Origin of the sequence: Leclercia sp. M50 (assembly GCF_037150775.1) — a bacterium.
Taxonomy (GTDB): Bacteria; Pseudomonadota; Gammaproteobacteria; order Enterobacterales; family Enterobacteriaceae; genus Enterobacter.
Window position 1 is genome coordinate 12,672 of record NZ_JBBCPK010000001.1, and the last position, 16,469, is coordinate 29,140.

At 56.9% G+C, this 16,469-nt stretch carries 15 protein-coding genes; 5 read left to right on the forward strand and 10 right to left on the reverse strand.

The annotated features are described in order from the left end of the window. The first annotated feature begins 6 nt into the window (after positions 1-6). Positions 7-1,473, forward strand: a complete 1,467-nt coding sequence (locus tag WFM46_RS00065) for a pyridoxal phosphate-dependent decarboxylase family protein (protein ID WP_336996855.1) — start codon at positions 7-9, stop codon at positions 1,471-1,473. A 42-nt stretch (positions 1,474-1,515) separates the two neighbouring features. On the opposite strand, the gene WFM46_RS00070 is transcribed toward WFM46_RS00065, so the two are convergent. Genes WFM46_RS00070 through WFM46_RS00080 form a run of 3 tightly spaced genes read right to left on the reverse strand, consistent with a single transcriptional unit; the run spans position 1,516 to position 5,302 of the window. Then, positions 1,516-3,717, reverse strand: a complete 2,202-nt coding sequence (locus WFM46_RS00070) for a polysaccharide biosynthesis tyrosine autokinase (protein WP_336996856.1) — start codon at positions 3,715-3,717, stop codon at positions 1,516-1,518. Next, positions 3,699-4,163 carry an arsenate reductase/protein-tyrosine-phosphatase family protein gene (locus WFM46_RS00075; RefSeq protein WP_103180270.1) on the reverse strand — a complete coding sequence of 155 codons (465 nt, stop codon included), beginning with the start codon at positions 4,161-4,163 and terminating at the stop codon, positions 3,699-3,701. The genes WFM46_RS00070 and WFM46_RS00075 overlap by 19 nt, the downstream gene beginning before the upstream one ends. Further along, complete coding sequence (locus tag WFM46_RS00080) at positions 4,163-5,302, reverse strand: polysaccharide export protein (protein WP_336996857.1); 1,140 nt, start codon at positions 5,300-5,302, stop codon at positions 4,163-4,165. The genes WFM46_RS00075 and WFM46_RS00080 overlap by 1 nt, the downstream gene beginning before the upstream one ends. A 498-nt stretch (positions 5,303-5,800) precedes the next feature. Between WFM46_RS00080 and WFM46_RS00085 the strand changes: the two genes are divergently transcribed. Further along, positions 5,801-6,133, forward strand: a complete 333-nt coding sequence (locus tag WFM46_RS00085) for an RcnB family protein (protein WP_103180272.1) — start codon at positions 5,801-5,803, stop codon at positions 6,131-6,133. A gap of 81 nt (positions 6,134-6,214) precedes the next feature. On the opposite strand, the gene apbC is transcribed toward WFM46_RS00085, so the two are convergent. Continuing rightward, positions 6,215-7,324: an iron-sulfur cluster carrier protein ApbC gene (gene apbC / locus WFM46_RS00090; RefSeq protein WP_103180274.1), complete on the reverse strand. Its 1,110-nt coding sequence runs from the start codon at positions 7,322-7,324 to the stop codon at positions 6,215-6,217. Positions 7,325-7,489: 165 nt separating this feature from the next. Here apbC and metG point away from each other — a divergent pair, with 165 nt between their 5' ends. Beyond that, positions 7,490-9,523, forward strand: coding sequence for a methionine--tRNA ligase (gene metG, locus WFM46_RS00095; protein ID WP_336996858.1), 2,034 nt, complete (start codon positions 7,490-7,492; stop codon positions 9,521-9,523). 104 nt (positions 9,524-9,627) lie between these two features. Here the strand turns inward: metG and WFM46_RS00100 are convergent, their stop codons facing one another. Genes WFM46_RS00100 through WFM46_RS00110 form a run of 3 tightly spaced genes read right to left on the reverse strand, consistent with a single transcriptional unit; the run spans position 9,628 to position 12,546 of the window. Further along, a complete protein-coding gene (locus tag WFM46_RS00100; protein WP_103180277.1) occupies positions 9,628-10,098 on the reverse strand; it encodes a DUF1456 family protein in 471 nt (156 codons plus the stop codon). Positions 10,099-10,144: 46 nt separating this feature from the next. Further along, a complete protein-coding gene (gene btsR / locus WFM46_RS00105; RefSeq protein WP_103180279.1) occupies positions 10,145-10,864 on the reverse strand; it encodes a two-component system response regulator BtsR in 720 nt (239 codons plus the stop codon). Beyond that, positions 10,858-12,546 carry a sensor histidine kinase gene (locus WFM46_RS00110; RefSeq protein WP_103180281.1) on the reverse strand — a complete coding sequence of 563 codons (1,689 nt, stop codon included), beginning with the start codon at positions 12,544-12,546 and terminating at the stop codon, positions 10,858-10,860. The genes btsR and WFM46_RS00110 overlap by 7 nt, the downstream gene beginning before the upstream one ends. Positions 12,547-12,765: 219 nt before the next feature. Here WFM46_RS00110 and mlrA point away from each other — a divergent pair, with 219 nt between their 5' ends. Together mlrA and WFM46_RS00120 are read left to right on the forward strand one after the other, a co-directional pair. Further along, on the forward strand, positions 12,766-13,500 hold the full coding sequence (mlrA, locus tag WFM46_RS00115) for an HTH-type transcriptional regulator MlrA (protein ID WP_103180283.1): 735 nt from the start codon (positions 12,766-12,768) through the stop codon (positions 13,498-13,500). Between the two features lie 59 nt (positions 13,501-13,559). Further along, on the forward strand, positions 13,560-13,673 hold the full coding sequence (locus WFM46_RS00120; RefSeq protein ID WP_072036698.1) for a protein YohO: 114 nt from the start codon (positions 13,560-13,562) through the stop codon (positions 13,671-13,673). Here WFM46_RS00120 and WFM46_RS00125 read toward each other — a convergent pair. Genes WFM46_RS00125 through WFM46_RS00135 form a run of 3 tightly spaced genes read right to left on the reverse strand, consistent with a single transcriptional unit; the run spans position 13,648 to position 16,467 of the window. Continuing rightward, positions 13,648-14,385: an ABC transporter permease gene (locus WFM46_RS00125; protein WP_159339581.1), complete on the reverse strand. Its 738-nt coding sequence runs from the start codon at positions 14,383-14,385 to the stop codon at positions 13,648-13,650. The two genes, WFM46_RS00120 and WFM46_RS00125, sit on opposite strands and share 26 nt — an antisense overlap. Continuing rightward, positions 14,382-15,317: an ABC transporter ATP-binding protein gene (locus tag WFM46_RS00130; protein ID WP_103180286.1), complete on the reverse strand. Its 936-nt coding sequence runs from the start codon at positions 15,315-15,317 to the stop codon at positions 14,382-14,384. The genes WFM46_RS00125 and WFM46_RS00130 overlap by 4 nt, the downstream gene beginning before the upstream one ends. Further along, the gene (locus WFM46_RS00135; RefSeq protein ID WP_103180288.1) at positions 15,310-16,467 is read right to left on the reverse strand and encodes an ABC transporter permease; all 1,158 of its coding nucleotides are present in this window, start codon (positions 16,465-16,467) and stop codon (positions 15,310-15,312) included. Before WFM46_RS00135 ends, WFM46_RS00130 begins: the two co-directional genes overlap by 8 nt. Positions 16,468-16,469: the final 2 nt, after the last annotated feature.

Here is a 16,469-nt window from a genome sequence, read left to right on the forward strand (position 1 = left end):
GATAGAATGTCAGATTTAAACCCGATTTTGTCGTCCTCGGCGCAAAGCATCGAAGCCTACCAGCAGGCGATCGAGCAGAGCACCCAGGCGGTCATGCAGTGGCTGAAACAGCCGGAAATGTACCAGGGTAAAACGGTCGCCGAACTGCGCGAGCGTATCAACCTGGAATTCAGTCCGGAAGGGCTGGGCAACGAAACCGCTATCGAGCGTGCCGTTGAATATTTCCTGAAAGACAGCCTGGCGGTGCATCATCCGCAGTGTGTGGCGCATCTCCACTGCCCGAGCCTGGTGGTAAGCCAGGCGGCGGAAGTGATGATCAACGCCACTAACCAGAGCATGGACTCCTGGGATCAGAGCCCGTCCGCGACCATTATCGAGATAAAACTGATCGAGTGGCTGCGTACCCGCCTGGGTTATCAGGCGGGCGACGCTGGGGTCTTCACCAGCGGCGGCACCCAGAGCAACATGATGGGTCTGATGCTGGCGCGCGATGCCTTCTTTGCGCGTCAGGGTCACTCCGTCCAGCAGGATGGTCTGGTGGGCGATCTGCGTAAGATCCGTGTGCTCTGCTCCGAGAGCGCACACTTCTCTGTGCAGAAGAACATGGCGCTGATGGGCCTCGGCTACCAGTCCGTTATCCAGGTAAAAACTGACGAATGTTCGCGCATGGATCTTAACGATCTGGCCGCGAAAATTGAGCAGTGCAATGCCAACGGCGAACAGATTCTGGCGATCGTTGCCACTGCAGGCACCACCGATGCGGGTGCTATCGATCCGCTGCGTGCGATTGCAGAGCTGGCGGCGAAGCAGAATATCTGGGTTCACGTCGATGCGGCATGGGGCGGCGCGCTGCTGATGTCCGAGAAGTATCGCGATTACCTCGACGGTATCGAGCTGGTGGATTCCGTTACTCTGGACTTCCACAAGCAGTTCTTCCAGACCATCAGCTGCGGGGCGTTCCTGCTGAAAGAGGCGCGTCACTATGAGCTGATGCGCTATCAGGCGGCGTACCTGAACTCTGAGTTCGACGAAGAGGCGGGCGTACCAAACCTGGTATCAAAATCCCTGCAGACCACCCGTCGTTTTGACGCGCTGAAGCTGTGGATGAGCCTGGAAGCGCTGGGCGAGAAAAAATACGCTGAGATCATCGATCACGGTGTCACCATGGCCCAACAGGTTGCGGCGTATGTCACTGAGCAGCCGCGACTGGAACTGGTCATGCGGCCGCAGCTGGCGAGCGTTCTGTTCCGTTTCCGTCCGGAGCATCAGCTGGATGACGCGGCCATCGCGCTGCTCAACCAGAAGATTGGTGATGCCCTGCTGGAATCAGGCCGCGCTAACGTGGGTGTTACCGAGCATAACGGTGTCACCTGCCTGAAGCTGACCCTGCTGAACCCCATTGTGACCCTGGAGGATGTTAAAGTCCTGCTGTCACTGGTGGAACGCACGGCGAACGAGCTGCTGGCTAAGTAAGTTGTCCCACCCGGCAGCGTTCGCTGCCGGGTCTCTCTTTCGTTATCTCGCTTTACTCTTCTCGTTTTCGTGCTGTCCGGCAGAATAACCATAAGCATTGTAACCGGAAGCATAATAGCTGGCCGCCGATTTCACGACGTCGTTCAGAATTGCCCCTTTGATGTTGACCCCCATCTGCTGTAAACGGTGCTGGCTGACCTCCATCTCGCGAACGCTGGTCACGTTAAACCGGGCTACCAGCAGGGTAGAGCCAGCGATCCGACCTACCAGCGCAGCATCGGTGACCGCCAGAACCGGCGGAGCGTCGACAATCACTATGTCGTACTGTTCGCTGGCCCAGGTCATGAATTCACGAAAACGATCGTGCGTTAGCAGCTCTGAAGGATTAGGCGGATACTGCCCGCAGGTCACGACATCAAACTGTCCGCTGGTGTAAGTCTGAATCGCCGCCTGGAAGGTCACTTTACCTGACAGTACATCCGACAAACCGGCATCATTGCGCAACCCAAAGATGTTATGCACGTAGCCTTTACGCATATCAGCATCAATAAACAGCACCCGTTTATCAACCTGCGTCACCAGCGCCGCCAGTGAGGTACTGACCAGTGTTTTACCGCAGTCCTGAGTCGGGCCGCTGAACATGAGAATATTATTTACGGCATCCATCATCGCGAAGTGCAGGCTGGTGCGTAATCCGCGCACGGCTTCGACAAAATTATCCAGCGGCCTGTCGACGGGCAAGAATGGCACATCTTTGATTTTATGCCGCCTGGAGCAGTGGAAGAAATAGCGGTTGCCCACCCGGGTTTTGCTGTGCAGCCAGACCGAATGGGGCAAGGTGGCATAAACGTTAATGCCCTCTTTTTCAAGTTGTTCCGGTGCGTTAATGCCGCGTCGTAACGCCGCTTTTGCCAGCACGCCAGCGGCAGAGATAAAGAATCCGAACAGGGTCATAAAAGCGACAATTAACGCCTTGCGCGGCTTGATAGGCCCAGGGTTTGTGGCTGCCGAGTCGATAATGCGCGCATTGCCAATCGTGCTGGAGCGGGAGATATTGAGCTCCTGCTGACGGGTCAGAAGCTGAAGATAAACCGCCCGATTGGTATCCACGTCGCGGCTAAGGCGCAAAACCTGCTGCTGCGTAGACGGCATCGTCTCAACACGTTTGTTCAGTCGTTCACGTTCGCTCTCTAAAGTCTGCCGCTTTTCACGCAGCGCCCGATAGGTGGGATGGTCTTTTTTAAAGTGCTGAGAGACCTCCGCCTCGCGGAAAGTGAGCTCATTCAGCTGATTGTCAACGTTAACAATCTGTTCCAGCACTGACTTGGCTTCCAGGGTTAAATCCACCGAGTCCCGCTGTTTACGATAGGTATTGAGACGCTCCTCGGCCTGCTCCAGCTCTTGCCGCACCAGCGGCAGCTGGCGTTGCAGAAAGACGAGGCTCTGTGAATCCTGTGCGGCCTGGCGGGCAATATTCTGCTGCAGATAATTGTGCATGATATGATTGAGCGTGTTTTTAATCTGCACAGGATCGTGGCCTGTCAGACTCAGCATCAGGATCCCGCTCTCTTTGCCCTGCTCTGTCACGCTAAACTGACGGCTCAGGGCATTTATCACTTCCAGTGGGCCACGTTGCCGAACCCGGAATTGCGTGCCAGGCGGTGCTGACAATTCGCGAACGGTAATGCTCACCCCGCCATGCTGCAATGGTCTACCTACCGTGCCGCGCGCGCTGATACCCTCTCCTTCCAGCAGAAAACGGCCGTTATCTTCGGCGGTCAGGGTCAACATAATCGGCTCGCCCGCGGTTTCAGGAAGCGTCAGATTATCCAGAATCAATGTGCCGTCGGGTTGACCAGTCAGCTTCGCCCATGCTTTGCCTATCAGCGGCAGGCGAACCTGAGTGATTTCATCGCGTAAGCGCAGCGCTTCCACCGTTTCACCCAGGATCATTCGCGATTTTAGTATTTGAATTTCGGCGCTGGAATCTGGTGAAAGCGCCGGTGTCAGCTGATTTAAGGTTTTGAGAATACTGTTCTGCTGCTTATTTTCTATTTGCACCATCGCATCGGCAAGATAGACCGGTGATGCAAAGAGTGCGTATAACGTTCCCAAGAGCGCAAAAATTAGCGTAATGCCGAGAATAGCCACGCGATGATCGATTAACTCTCCCAGAAGACGCGCCAGATCAAGCTCATGTTGGCTATCAGCCTGACCCTGAGTATTTACAATGTTCGACGACATGTACGTAATCCCTTAACGGTAAGTCGGTTGGCCCATTCCTGGCTTGCTTCGCCAAGCAGGCGAAAAACATATTCAAAAGCTTCCATGCTTTTGCCGTACGGATCGGGTATCTCCTGTTCCCTCAGCCATTGCCCAAACAGCAAGGCTTTACCACGCACCTCAGGGGCGATAAGCGAGATCCGGTTTATTTGATCTGACTCCATGGCAAGAAGCAGATCGTATTCCCGCATCATTGCTATCGTCAGCGGCCGTGCAACATGATCCGCCAGCGACAGGCCATGCCTGGCAGCAATTTTTTGCGCATAGCGATCCGCCGGGTACCCGGCAAGCGCGCGGATACCTGCGGATGCGATGGTTAACGAGGGGAGCTGCTGCTGTAACAGCCGCTCGCCAATCGGGGAACGGCAAACATTTCCCGTACAAATCACCAGAATGGATCGGATCATTATTCAGGCCACGATTTAATGAAGCGCACTGTTTCGGTCAGATCATGCACGCCGCTGATCGTCGGCACCGGCTGCGTCAATACCCGGTTCCAGCGTGAGACAGGCGCGGTGGTGACATAGACAATATCGTAGGGCTGGAGCTGAAATTCAGTGCCAAGCACCATCGCAGACGCATCGCGGGCATTGAGTTGATAGATACGCGCGATTTTGCCGTCCTGACTGTTGTTGCCGTTGGAGCGAATGACGAAGATACCGGTCGCATCGGCCATGCTTTGGTTCAGGCCACCCGCGTTCGCCAGGGCTTCTGCCAGCGTCATGCCGCTGCGATCCATCTTGAGGGTGCTCTGTTTCACCACTTCACCCATGACAAAAACTTTCAAGGCATCATTGCGTGGTACAAACAGAATATCTCCCGGCCACAGCAACCTGTTTTGCGTCAGGTCCCCGTGCTGCATCAGGGCATAGAGTGAGATCCGGGTGTCCTTACCCTTGTGCGTCAGCACCACATTTCGCCAGTCCGCGTCCGGGGAGAGGCCACCCGCCGCATTGATCGCATCCATAATGGTCAGCGGAATATTGGTAATTGGCTGCTGCCCTGACTTTACCACTTCGCCAGTAACGTAGGCTTTTTGCGAACGAAACGCCGCGATACTGACGTCAACCTGCGGGCTTTCAATCACTCTGTCCAGGCGGGCGGTGATCTCTTCGCGCACCTGGGCGAGCGTTTTTCCGGCAACGTGCAGTTTACCGACGTAAGGATAAAAGAGCGTTCCGTCTGCGCCGACCCAGTTTCCGGTGTCGCTTGCGCTACGGTACTGCCCGGCAGGGGTTGTAAGTTCAGGGTGATCCCAGACGGTGATCATCAGCACATCTCCGGGGCCGATACGGTACTCCCAGTGCTTTAATTGCTCATCCAGATTCGGATTTGCCTGAGATTTCACCTGGCTTGTCCGCAGCTGTTCAATCACCGAAGGTGTTAATGGCCAGACATCCATTTTCTTATTTAAATCATATGGATTGTCGCTAACCGCAATTTTATTTTTTCCAGAGGTGTTTATATGTTGCCCAGGCGTAATGGTGCAGCCTGTTAATAATAGTGCGCAAATAAAACCTACACTGGTGCGGAGTGGTATTGTCATTAATAAGGGGTGCTCTAATTTATTCCGTTAAATGCCCATTAATTTCCCTGTAGCTCCCATTAAATTCGCCACATTACTAATCTAAAATATATTAATTACAATCAAAGAGTTACAGGAAAATAACCTAATAAAAAAATCACTAACCGTACTGGAGATTGTCTGGTGATATCTTTGAAAAGAGGAAAACCAAAACAGCACAAATTAATTAAAAGATATCATAAACACTTCACAAAAAAATTAACATAGTACATTGACGGCTATTATGTCTGAAGGCGTTACTTTAGGAATTTATAAAAGAAATGATAAATATTATAAATTTAAATTAAGAATTAATTCGTTTAATAAATAAATGGATTTGGCCTGAGAAAGACAAGGATGTGTTGATTTGTTACATTTTTTACACCCTTAGCCAACCGGCAAAACATAAAATAGACTATCTGTTGCTCAGCCACGAAACGGCAGAACAAGAGTAATGGCCACGGTAAATCTGGAGATAAAATGACTAAAGGTAAAATTCTACTTCTGGGCGTATTGATGTCACTGGCGAGCGCAGCATTTGCTGCTCCACAAGCCGCAGCGGCCCCCTCTGGCATCCAGGCCTATGAGGAACAGGAGTTTGTAGCCGATTTTACGAAATACAAGATTGGTGATTTCGCCCCGGCGCAGTACCTGACACCTGAGTACACCATCAAGCAGTATAAGCTGCGTAACCTGCCTGAACCGGATGCGGGGACCCACTGGACTTACATGGGCGAGAACTACGTGCTGGTGGGTGATACGGACGGTAAGATCTACAAAGCGTATAACGGCGATATCTTCTACCACCGTTAATCGCTTAATGCGCCAGGTGGCGCTTCGCTTACCTTGCCTGACGTGTAGGCCCGCGCAAGCAAAGCGCCACCCGGCAAAGGCTTACACCGCGCGGAACGCGATGTCGCCCGGGATCACCTCACCCTGCCAGTAAAGCTGTGCGGCAACGCGATCTGCCAGCTGACGATACATCTCAGCGAACTCACTTTCAGGGCGGTTGACGACGGTCGGCTTGCCGCTATCGAGATCTTCACGTAGCGTAATGTGCAGCGGCATCTGCCCCAGCAGCTGGGTATGATACTGCGCAGCCAGTTTTTCTGCCCCACCGGTGCCGAAGATGGCTTCATGATGACCACAGTTGCTGCAAATATGCATGCTCATGTTTTCAACGACACCCAGCACCGGCACCTCAACCTTCTCGAACATCACAATGCCTTTTTTGGCATCAATCAGCGCGATGTCCTGCGGAGTGGTGACGACCACCGCGCCGGTCACCGGGATGTTCTGCGCCAGGGTCAGCTGAATGTCGCCGGTGCCCGGCGGCATATCGAGCACCAGATAATCGAGATCCGGCCACATTGTTTCCTGCAACATCTGCATCAGCGCCTTGCTGGCCATCGGCCCGCGCCACACCATGGCGTTGTCGTCAGTAACCAGATAGCCAATGGAGTTGGTCGCCAGACCGTAAGCCATAATCGGCGCCATATGGGTGCCATCCGGCGAGGTCGGACGCTGATTTTCCGCGCCCAGCATGTTAGGAATTGACGGGCCATAGATATCGGCATCCAGAATACCGACCTTCGCCCCTTCAGCGGCCAGCGCCAGCGCCAGGTTCACGGCGGTGGAGGATTTCCCTACCCCGCCCTTGCCGGAACTGATCGCAATGATATTTTTCACGCCATTGATACCCGGATGGTTCTTCACCCGTTTCAGCGTGGCGATGGTATGGGTTAATTTCCAGTCGATGGCTTTCGCCCCGGTGATGCGCAGCAGCTCGGCGCTGGTTTGTTCTTTCAGCGTCTCGAATGCATGGCTCCAGACGAAAGGCATATGCAGTTCGACATGCAGGGTATCATCCAGCCACGCCACGTGATGTAACGCTTTCAGCGTGGTGAGATTGTGCTTCAGGGTGGGGTGCTGAAAATTAGCCAGCGTCCCGGCAACCATTGCGCGCAAGGCTTCCGGTGATTTGGCCTGGGATTGAGAACTCATCCCGACTCCTTTGTAGTTGTTCTGAAAAAGAGATGTAATTACCAAGTTTACCCCAGAGGTAACAATTATTCATTTATGGATTAATGCCCTTATCACTTGGCGTAGTTATTCCCTTTCGGGTAACATCAAAAACCCTTTTTACAGCTAAAAGAAGTAATACCTACTATGACTCAAGTCGCGAAAAAAATTCTGGTGACGTGCGCTCTGCCGTACGCTAACGGCTCCATCCACCTCGGCCACATGCTGGAGCATATCCAGGCTGATGTCTGGGTCCGTTACCAGCGAATGCGCGGCCACGAGGTAAACTTCATCTGTGCAGACGACGCGCACGGCACGCCAATCATGCTGAAAGCGCAGCAGCTGGGTATCTCCCCGGAGCAGATGATTGCCGAAATGAGTCAGGAGCATCAGACCGATTTTGCTGGCTTCGACATCAGCTATGACAACTATCACTCCACGCACAGCGACGAAAACCGCGAGCTGTCGGAGCTGATCTACACCCGTCTGAAAGAGAACGGTTTTATCAAAAACCGCACTATTTCTCAGCTCTACGATCCGGAAAAAGGCATGTTCCTGCCGGACCGTTTCGTGAAAGGCACCTGCCCGAAATGTAAGTCGCCGGACCAGTATGGCGATAACTGCGAAGTGTGCGGCGCGACCTACAGCCCAACCGAGCTGATTGAGCCGAAGTCCGTGGTCTCCGGCGCGACGCCAGAGATGCGTGACTCCGAACACTTCTTCTTCGACCTGCCTTCGTTCAGCGAAATGCTGCAGGCGTGGACCCGCAGCGGCGCGCTGCAGGAGCAGGTGGCGAACAAGATGCAGGAGTGGTTTGAATCCGGCCTGCAGCAGTGGGATATCTCCCGCGATGCGCCCTACTTCGGCTTCGAAATTCCGAACGCGCCGGGCAAATACTTCTACGTCTGGCTGGATGCGCCTATCGGCTACATGGGCTCCTTCAAGAACCTGTGCGACAAGCGCGGCGATACCGTAAGCTTCGACGAATACTGGAAAAAAGATTCCGATGCCGAGCTCTATCACTTCATCGGCAAAGATATCGTTTACTTCCACAGCCTGTTCTGGCCAGCCATGCTGGAAGGCAGCGGTTTCCGCAAGCCAACCAACCTGTTTGTCCACGGCTATGTCACCGTGAACGGCGCGAAGATGTCCAAATCGCGCGGCACCTTCATTAAGGCCAGCACCTGGCTGAACCACTTTGATGCCGACAGCCTGCGCTACTACTACGCGGCGAAGCTTTCGTCCCGTATCGACGATATCGACCTGAACCTGGAAGATTTCGTGCAGCGCGTCAATGCCGACATCGTGAACAAAGTGGTCAACCTGGCCTCCCGTAACGCCGGCTTTATCGCCAAGCGTTTCGACGGCGTGATGGCGGCGGAACTGGCCGATCCTGAGCTGTACAAAACCTTCACCGACGCGGCTGCCGTGATTGGCGATGCCTGGGAAAGCCGCGAGTTTGGCAAAGCGGTGCGTGAAATCATGGCCCTGGCCGACCTGGCGAACCGCTACGTTGACGAGCAGGCACCGTGGGTAGTTGCCAAACAGGAAGGCCGCGACGCTGACCTGCAGGCGATCTGCTCCATGGGGATCAACCTGTTCCGCGTGCTGATGTCTTACCTCAAGCCGGTTCTGCCGCAGCTGGCCGCGCGTACTGAAGCGTTCCTGAACACCGAACTGAGCTGGGACAGCATCAATCAGCCGCTGCTCGGCCATAAGCTGAACGCCTTCAAGGCGCTCTACAACCGCATCGAGATGAAGCAGGTTGAAGCCCTGGTTGAAGCCTCGAAAGAAGAGGTGAAAGCCGCCGCCGCACCGGTAACCGGCCCGCTGGCGGACGATCCGATTCAGGAGACCATCAGTTTCGATGATTTCGCTAAAGTCGATCTGCGCGTGGCGCTGATCGAAAACGCGGAATTTGTGGAGGGCTCCGATAAGCTGCTGCGCCTGACCCTCGATCTGGGCGGCGAGAAGCGCAACGTCTTCTCCGGCATCCGTTCCGCCTACCCGGACCCGCAGGCGCTGATTGGTCGCCACACGGTGATGGTGGCGAACCTTGCGCCGCGCAAAATGCGCTTCGGCATCTCTGAGGGGATGGTGATGGCCGCAGGTCCTGGCGGGAAAGATATCTTCCTGTTAAGCCCGGACAGCGGTGCGCTGCCTGGTCACCAGGTTAAGTAATAAAAAAGCCGGAGATAATCTCCGGCTTTTTTTATGCCTTTTTGCCGGGTGGCGGCTTCGCCTTACCCGGCCTACATAACCTGTAGGCCCGCCGCCGGGCAACATTACGGCTTCGCGGCATGCACCCGGTTGGTGAGCCCACGCAGGAAGTAGCGCAGGAATTGATCCCCACACTCGCGGTAGTTTTTATGGTCCGGCGCGCGCATCATGGCGGTGATTTCCGGCATTGAGACGCGGAACTTTTGCTCGCTCATGATGGCCAGAATATCGTCGGTTTTCAGTGAAAAGGCGATGCGCAGCTTCTTCAGCACCGTGTTGTTGTTTACACGACGCTCCAGCGACAGCTCAGGCGCAGATTCATCTTTGCCACGCTTGTGGTAGATCAGGCCGTTCAGAAAACCGGAGAGGATGATGTCCGGGCAGCGAACAAACCCCTCCTCGTCCTCTTTGGTCATCCATGTGTCGAACCCGGCCGAGGTGGATTCCATGTCGGCAAGCGCAAGAATGCGCACCATGTCGTTGTTATTGGCTTTCAGGGTGTAGCGCAGGCTACGAAGAATATCATTACTGAGCATAGAGCCTTCGAGTGTCGATGATGCAATGGCGCGCAGTGTAGCAGTTTTACAGCCCTATCGCCTCTTTCAAACTTTTCAGGTAGCGACGGCTGACCGGCACCGTCTGTCCGGCGCGCAGCACCAGTTCCGCCTGACCGTTCTCTTCAAGGCGGATCTCTTTCAGATGCGCCATGTTCACCAGATACTGGCGATGGCAGCGCAGCAGCGGCGTGCGGCTCTCCAGAGTACGCAGCGTCAGCTCGGTAAAGCCCTCTTTGCCTTCGTGGCTGGTGACAAACACCCCGCTCATCCGGCTGCTGACAAAAGCCACGTCCTCCATCTGCAGCAGATAGATCCGGCTGTGGCCGGTACAGGGGATAAACTTCAGCGGCTGCTGGTGTTCCGCCAGCAGCGATACGTCCTGCACGTTGCGCTCCTGGCGCAGACGGTTGAGCGTTTTTTCCAGCCGCGGCTCTTCGATGGGCTTCAGCAGATAGTCAAAGGCGTGCTCTTCGAACGCTTTTACCGCGTATTCATCAAAGGCGGTGAGAAAGACAATGTAGGGTCGATGTTCCGGGTCGAGCATGCCCACCATCTCCAGGCCGCTGATGCGCGGCATCTGGATATCCAGAAACAGCACGTCGGGACGCAGCTTGTGCACGGCGCTAATGGCTTCAATGGCGTTAGCGCACTCGCCGACAATCTCAATATCGCTGTGCTCCTGCAGCAAAAATCGCAGGTTTTCTCGCGCTAACGGCTCGTCATCGACAATCAGCACATTCAACATGCGTGTTCCTCCAGAGGCAGTCGTAAGGTTATACGGGTAAAGCTGTCGGGCTCACAGGTGACGGTAATGCCGCAATCTTCGCCAAAATGGGCGCGCAGACGCTTGTCCACCAGCCCCATTCCCAGGCCTCCCCCCTCTTTTGCACCGCTATAGAGCCCGGCATTGTCTTCAATATCCAGCACCAGATAGCGGTTAAAGCGGCTGGCGGTGATGGCGATCTCGCCGGTGCCCAGCAGCTGGGAGGTGCCATGCTTGATGGCGTTTTCCACAATCGGCTGCAGGGTAAAGGCTGGCAGCTGCTGCCAGGCCAGCTCATCCGGCACCGACAGCGTCACCTGCAGGCGCGACTGGAACCGGGCCTGCTCGATTTGCAGATAGGCATTCACATGCTCAATTTCATCCGCAAGGGTGACAATTTCCGAGGGCCGCTTTAGGTTCTTACGGAAAAAGGTCGAGAGAAACTGCACCAGCTGCGTTGCCTGATCGCTGTCCCGACGGATCACTGCCTTCAGGGTATTGAGGGCGTTAAACAGAAAATGCGGGTTCACCTGAGCGTGCAGGAGCTTGATCTCCGACTGGGTGAGCAACGCCTTCTGCCGCTCATACTGCCCGGCGAGGATCTGGGCCGAGAGCAGCTGGGCGATCCCCTCTCCTAATGTTCGGTTGATGGAGCTGAACAGACGGTTTTTCGCCTCATACAGCTTGATGGTGCCCATCACCCGCTGGTTTTCACCGCGCAGGGGGATCACCAGCGTCGAGCCCAGCTTGCACTGCGGATGCAGCGAGCAGCGGTACGGCACCTCGTTACCGTCGGCGTAGACTACCTCACCAGTCTCGATGGCGCGAAGCGTATATGCGGACGAAATCGGTCTGCCTGGCAGGTGATGGTCATCGCCGGTGCCGGTAAAAGCCAGCAGCTTTTCGCGATCGGTAATGGCGACCGCGCTGATATCCAGCTCCTGGTGCAGCACCTGCGCCACCTTCATGCTGTTCTCTTCGTTAAAGCCCTGACGCAGGATCCCCTCCGTCGAGGCCGCAACCTTCAGCGCCGTTGCCGAAAAGGCCGAGGTGTACTTTTCAAACATGGCCCGCTTATCAAGCAGGATGCGCATAAACAGCGCGGCGCCTACGGTGTTGGTGACCATCATCGGCGCGGCAATGCTGCCCACCAGATGCAGGGCATCCTCGAAGGGACGGGCGATCAGCAAAATGATCAGCATCTGCACCAGCTCGGCCACCAGGGTTATCGCGCCTGCAGTAAGGGGACTGAAGACTTTATCCGGGCGACCGCGACGGATCATCACGCTGTGGACGAGGCCGCCAAGCAGCCCTTCGACAATGGTCGAAATCATACAGCTCAGCGCCGTCATGCCGCCCATTGAGTAGCGGTGCAGTCCCCCGGTCAGCCCCACCAGTCCGCCGACAACCGGGCCGCCGAGCAGGCCGCCCATCACCGCGCCGATCGCACGGGTGTTGGCAATGGAGTCTTCGATATGCAGGCCCAGATAGGTGCCGAGAATGCAGAAGATAGAGAAGGTAACGTAGCAGAGCAGCTTGTGCGGCAGACGAACGGTGACCTGCATCAGGGGGATGAACAGGCGTGTTTTGCTCATCAACCACGCGATGACCAGAAACACACACATCTGCTGAAGCAGCAGCAACACCAGATTAAATTCGTACATACCCACAAACCGCAAATTCTTAAAGCGCGTAACATACACCGAAGCGCAATAACTTTCTTTGCAGTCAAAGAACGAAAATGTGTTTTCGTGTGAGCCATCACACCTTTAGCCGAACATAATCTGATATTCGCATTTTTTTTGGGAAAAAAGAGCGAAACTTCCTGGTTCAGCATTCTCCGTCTACAGTTAATCTGGGCATGCGCAAGCCGGAGGGAAAACATGGCGCTCTACACGATAGGAGAAGTGGCACTCCTGTGTGATATCAATCCTGTGACGTTACGGGCATGGCAGCGACGTTACGGATTACTGAAACCGCAGCGAACCGACGGTGGCCACCGGCTGTTTACGGATGCGGATATCGACCGGATCCGTGAGATCAAAGGCTGGATCGATAATGGCGTCCAGGTCGGGAAGGTTAAAACGCTATTGAGCCCGGAAGGTCAGAAGGAGCAGGACATCTGGCGCGAACAACAGGAGGTGCTGCTGCGTTATCTGCAATGCGGCCATCTGCACCGTCTGCGTATATGGATCAAGGAACGAGGCAGTGAATACCCTGCGCAAACCCTTATTACCCAACTGTTCATCCCGTTACGAAGGCGTCTGCAATCGCAGCAGCCTACGCTCCAGGCACTGCTGAGCGCGCTGGACGGCGTGCTTATCAACTATATCTGTATTTATCTTGCTACGGCGCGAAAGAAGAACAGCAAAGATGCGCTGGTAGTCGGCTGGAACGTGCACGACACGACTCGCCTGTGGTTTGAAGCGTGGATTGCCGCCCAGCAGGGCTGGCGCGTCGACGTGCTGGCGCATTCGCTGGCTCAGCTGCGCCCGGAGCTGTTCGACGGACAGACGCTGCTGGTCTGGTGCGGAGAATCACCGACGGCGGCGCAGGAGCAGCAGCTGACCCAGTGGCAGGCGCACGGCTATCCCGTCTTCCCGCTGAAAGGCAATTAATGGTTCATTAACACCCGCGCTTCACCGTATAATCGCCCTGTTAACATCAGGAGCACATTATGAAGGCAACCAAAGTCGCGGTTATCACTCTCTTCTTTCTCATGGCCGTCAGCGGTATTGGGGGCGTGATGCTGGCAGGTTATTCGTTTATTGTCCGTGGCGGTGTTGGCTGAGGCTTCGTGCCAGCCGTTCGAAGGCGCGATCGACCACAATCGCCGCCAGCGCCACCAGCAGCGCACCCTGGATAATATAGGCGGTATTAAAGCCACTTAAGCCGATAATAATCGGCGTCCCCAGCGTGTTTGCCCCTACCGTTGAGGCAATGGCTGCGGTACCGATATTCACAATCACCGAGGTGCGGATCCCCGCCAGCATCACCGGCGCGGCCAGCGGCAGCTCAACGTTGCGCAGGCGCTGCCAGCCACTCATCCCCATCCCTTCGGCTACGCTGATGGCCGCCGCGGGCACTGCCGCCAGCCCCGCCAGCGTCGCCTGTAAAATCGGCAGCACCCCATAGAGGATCAGCGCGATAATCGCCGGCTGCTGGCCAAAGCCCATCACCGGTACCGCAATGGCCAGTACCGCCACGGGCGGGAAGGTCTGCCCGACGGCGGCGATGGTCTCCACCAGCGGGCGAAACTCCCGGCCCGCCGGTCGCGTTACGGCAATCCCGGCGCCTGCCCCCACCACGATGGCAAAGAGGCTGGAGATGCCGACCAGCCAGAAGTGGGCGAGCGTCAGGCTAACGAAGCTCTCCTGCTGGTAGACCGGGCGCGGCAGCTCCGGGAACAGCGCGCTGAAGAGCGGCGCGCTGTAGGGCATCAGGAACAGGAGCGCCACAAACAGCGCCACCAGCCACAGAAGTGGATCGCGTAATAGCCTCACGACGCCTCCCGGGCCAGCAGATCGCGAAACCAGAGCGTACCGCACGGCCTTTCCTGGTCATCCACCACCGGCAGACGTTCACAACCCTGGCTGACAAACGCCGAGAGCGCATCCCGCAGGCTCATGGAGGCCCGCAGCGGGCTGGACTCACCCGAGGTGATTTCCGGGCGCATCGACTCGCCGACCGTGCGCAGCGACAGCAGGCGTACGCCCAGTTCGCTGCGGCCAAAAAACTCGCGCACAAATCCATTCGCCGGTCGGGTCAGCAGCGCCAGCGGCGTCCCCTGCTGCACTACCCTGCCGCTGTCCATCAGCACCAGGTGGTCTGCCAGCCGGAGCGCCTCGTCGATATCGTGCGTTACCAGAACAATGGTCCGCCCCAGAATGCGATGGATGCGGGTCATCTCCAGCTGCAACGCGCTACGGGTGACCGGGTCGAGGGCGCCAAAAGGTTCATCCATCAGCAGCACCTCCGGGTTAGCGGCCAGTGCCCGCGCCACACCGACCCGCTGCTGCTGCCCGCCTGAAAGCTGGTGCGGATAGCGCTCACGCAGGGCAGGATCCAGCCCCAGCAGCGCCATCAGTTCATCCACCCGGTCGTCAATCTGTTGCCGAGGCCATTTTTGCAGCTGCGGCACGGTGGCGATGTTGCGCGCCACCGTCCAGTGCGGGAAGAGACCGATGGACTGAATGGCATAACCCATCCGCCGACGCAGCTCCAGCACCGGCAGGCTGCGGATCTCCTGCCCGGCAAAGCGGATCAGACCGCTGTCATGCTCCACCAGTCGGTTGATCATCTTCAGGGTGGTCGATTTGCCCGAGCCCGAGGTGCCCACCAGCACCGTGAAGGCCCCTTCGGCAAAGGTCAGATCCAGATTGCTGACCGCGGGCTCGCCGGCAAAGGTTTTACTTACATCATCAAACTCAATCATCGGTTCTCCTTCGCAGCAGGGCGATCCACAGCGCAAACAGCGCATCCACCACCACCGCCATCACGATGGTCGGTATAACGCCCAGCAGCACCAGATCCAGGGCGCTGCTCAGCAGCCCCTGGAACACCAGCGCGCCGAATCCTCCGGCGCCAATTAAGGCCGCTATCACCGCCATCCCCACGGTCTGCACCGCCACTACGCGCAGGCCGCGCAGCAGCACCGGCAGGGCCAGCGGGAGCTGGATCTGCCAGAAGCGCTGGCGGCTGTTCATCCCCATCGCGTCGGCGCTCTCCAGCACCTCGGCGGGCACCTGGCTAAGCCCCGCCAGCACCCCGCGCGCCAGCGGCAACAGGGCATAGAGCACCAGGGCGATCAGCGCGGGCGTCAGGCCGGTTCCGGCAATGCCCAGCGACGACAGCCACGGCCAGGCGCGGGTTAGCCCGGCAAGCGGGGCAATCAGCAGGCCGAACAACGCCACGGAAGGGATGGTCTGAATGATATTCAGCACCGCAAACACTGGCCCCTGAGAGGCCGGACGGCGATAGCAAAGCAGCCCCAGCGGCACGCCAATCAGCAGGGCCGGGATGAGTGTGCCCAGCAGCAGCGTGAGGTGCTGCTGCCCGGCATCGTTAAAGACATCCTGCCGGTTGGCGTACTCTTTCATCAGCGAGAGGGCGTTGAGTTCGCCGCTGAACAGCAGCAGCAACGGCAGGATCCAGATTTGCGCCTGCAGCAGCCAGCGCCAGAGCGGCGGCAGGTTAAGCCGACGAATGGCATCGCTGCAGGCGAGCAGGCAGAGCGCCAGCCAGAGCCACAGGCCGCTGCCCACGGCAGTGCGCGCCAGCGGACTTTCGCTGCTGGCAAGATGCGTGGCGGCAAGCCCCGCGCTCCAGACCAGCCCGGCGAACAGCAGCTCGCACACCACAAGCGTCGCCACCACTGCCCCGCGACCACGCATCAGTGCAAGCACGATTAACAGACCCGGCACAATAAGCAGCAGTGCAGGCGAGAACGCCCACACCTGCCAGACGGCACGCCCTTCCCCGGACACCAGCCGGTTCGGGGCAAAATTCACAAAGGGTAGCGCGGCGGCTGCCAGGGCAATGAGAGCCATCAGCAGCAGCACGCGGTTATGACATCTTATCGGCACAG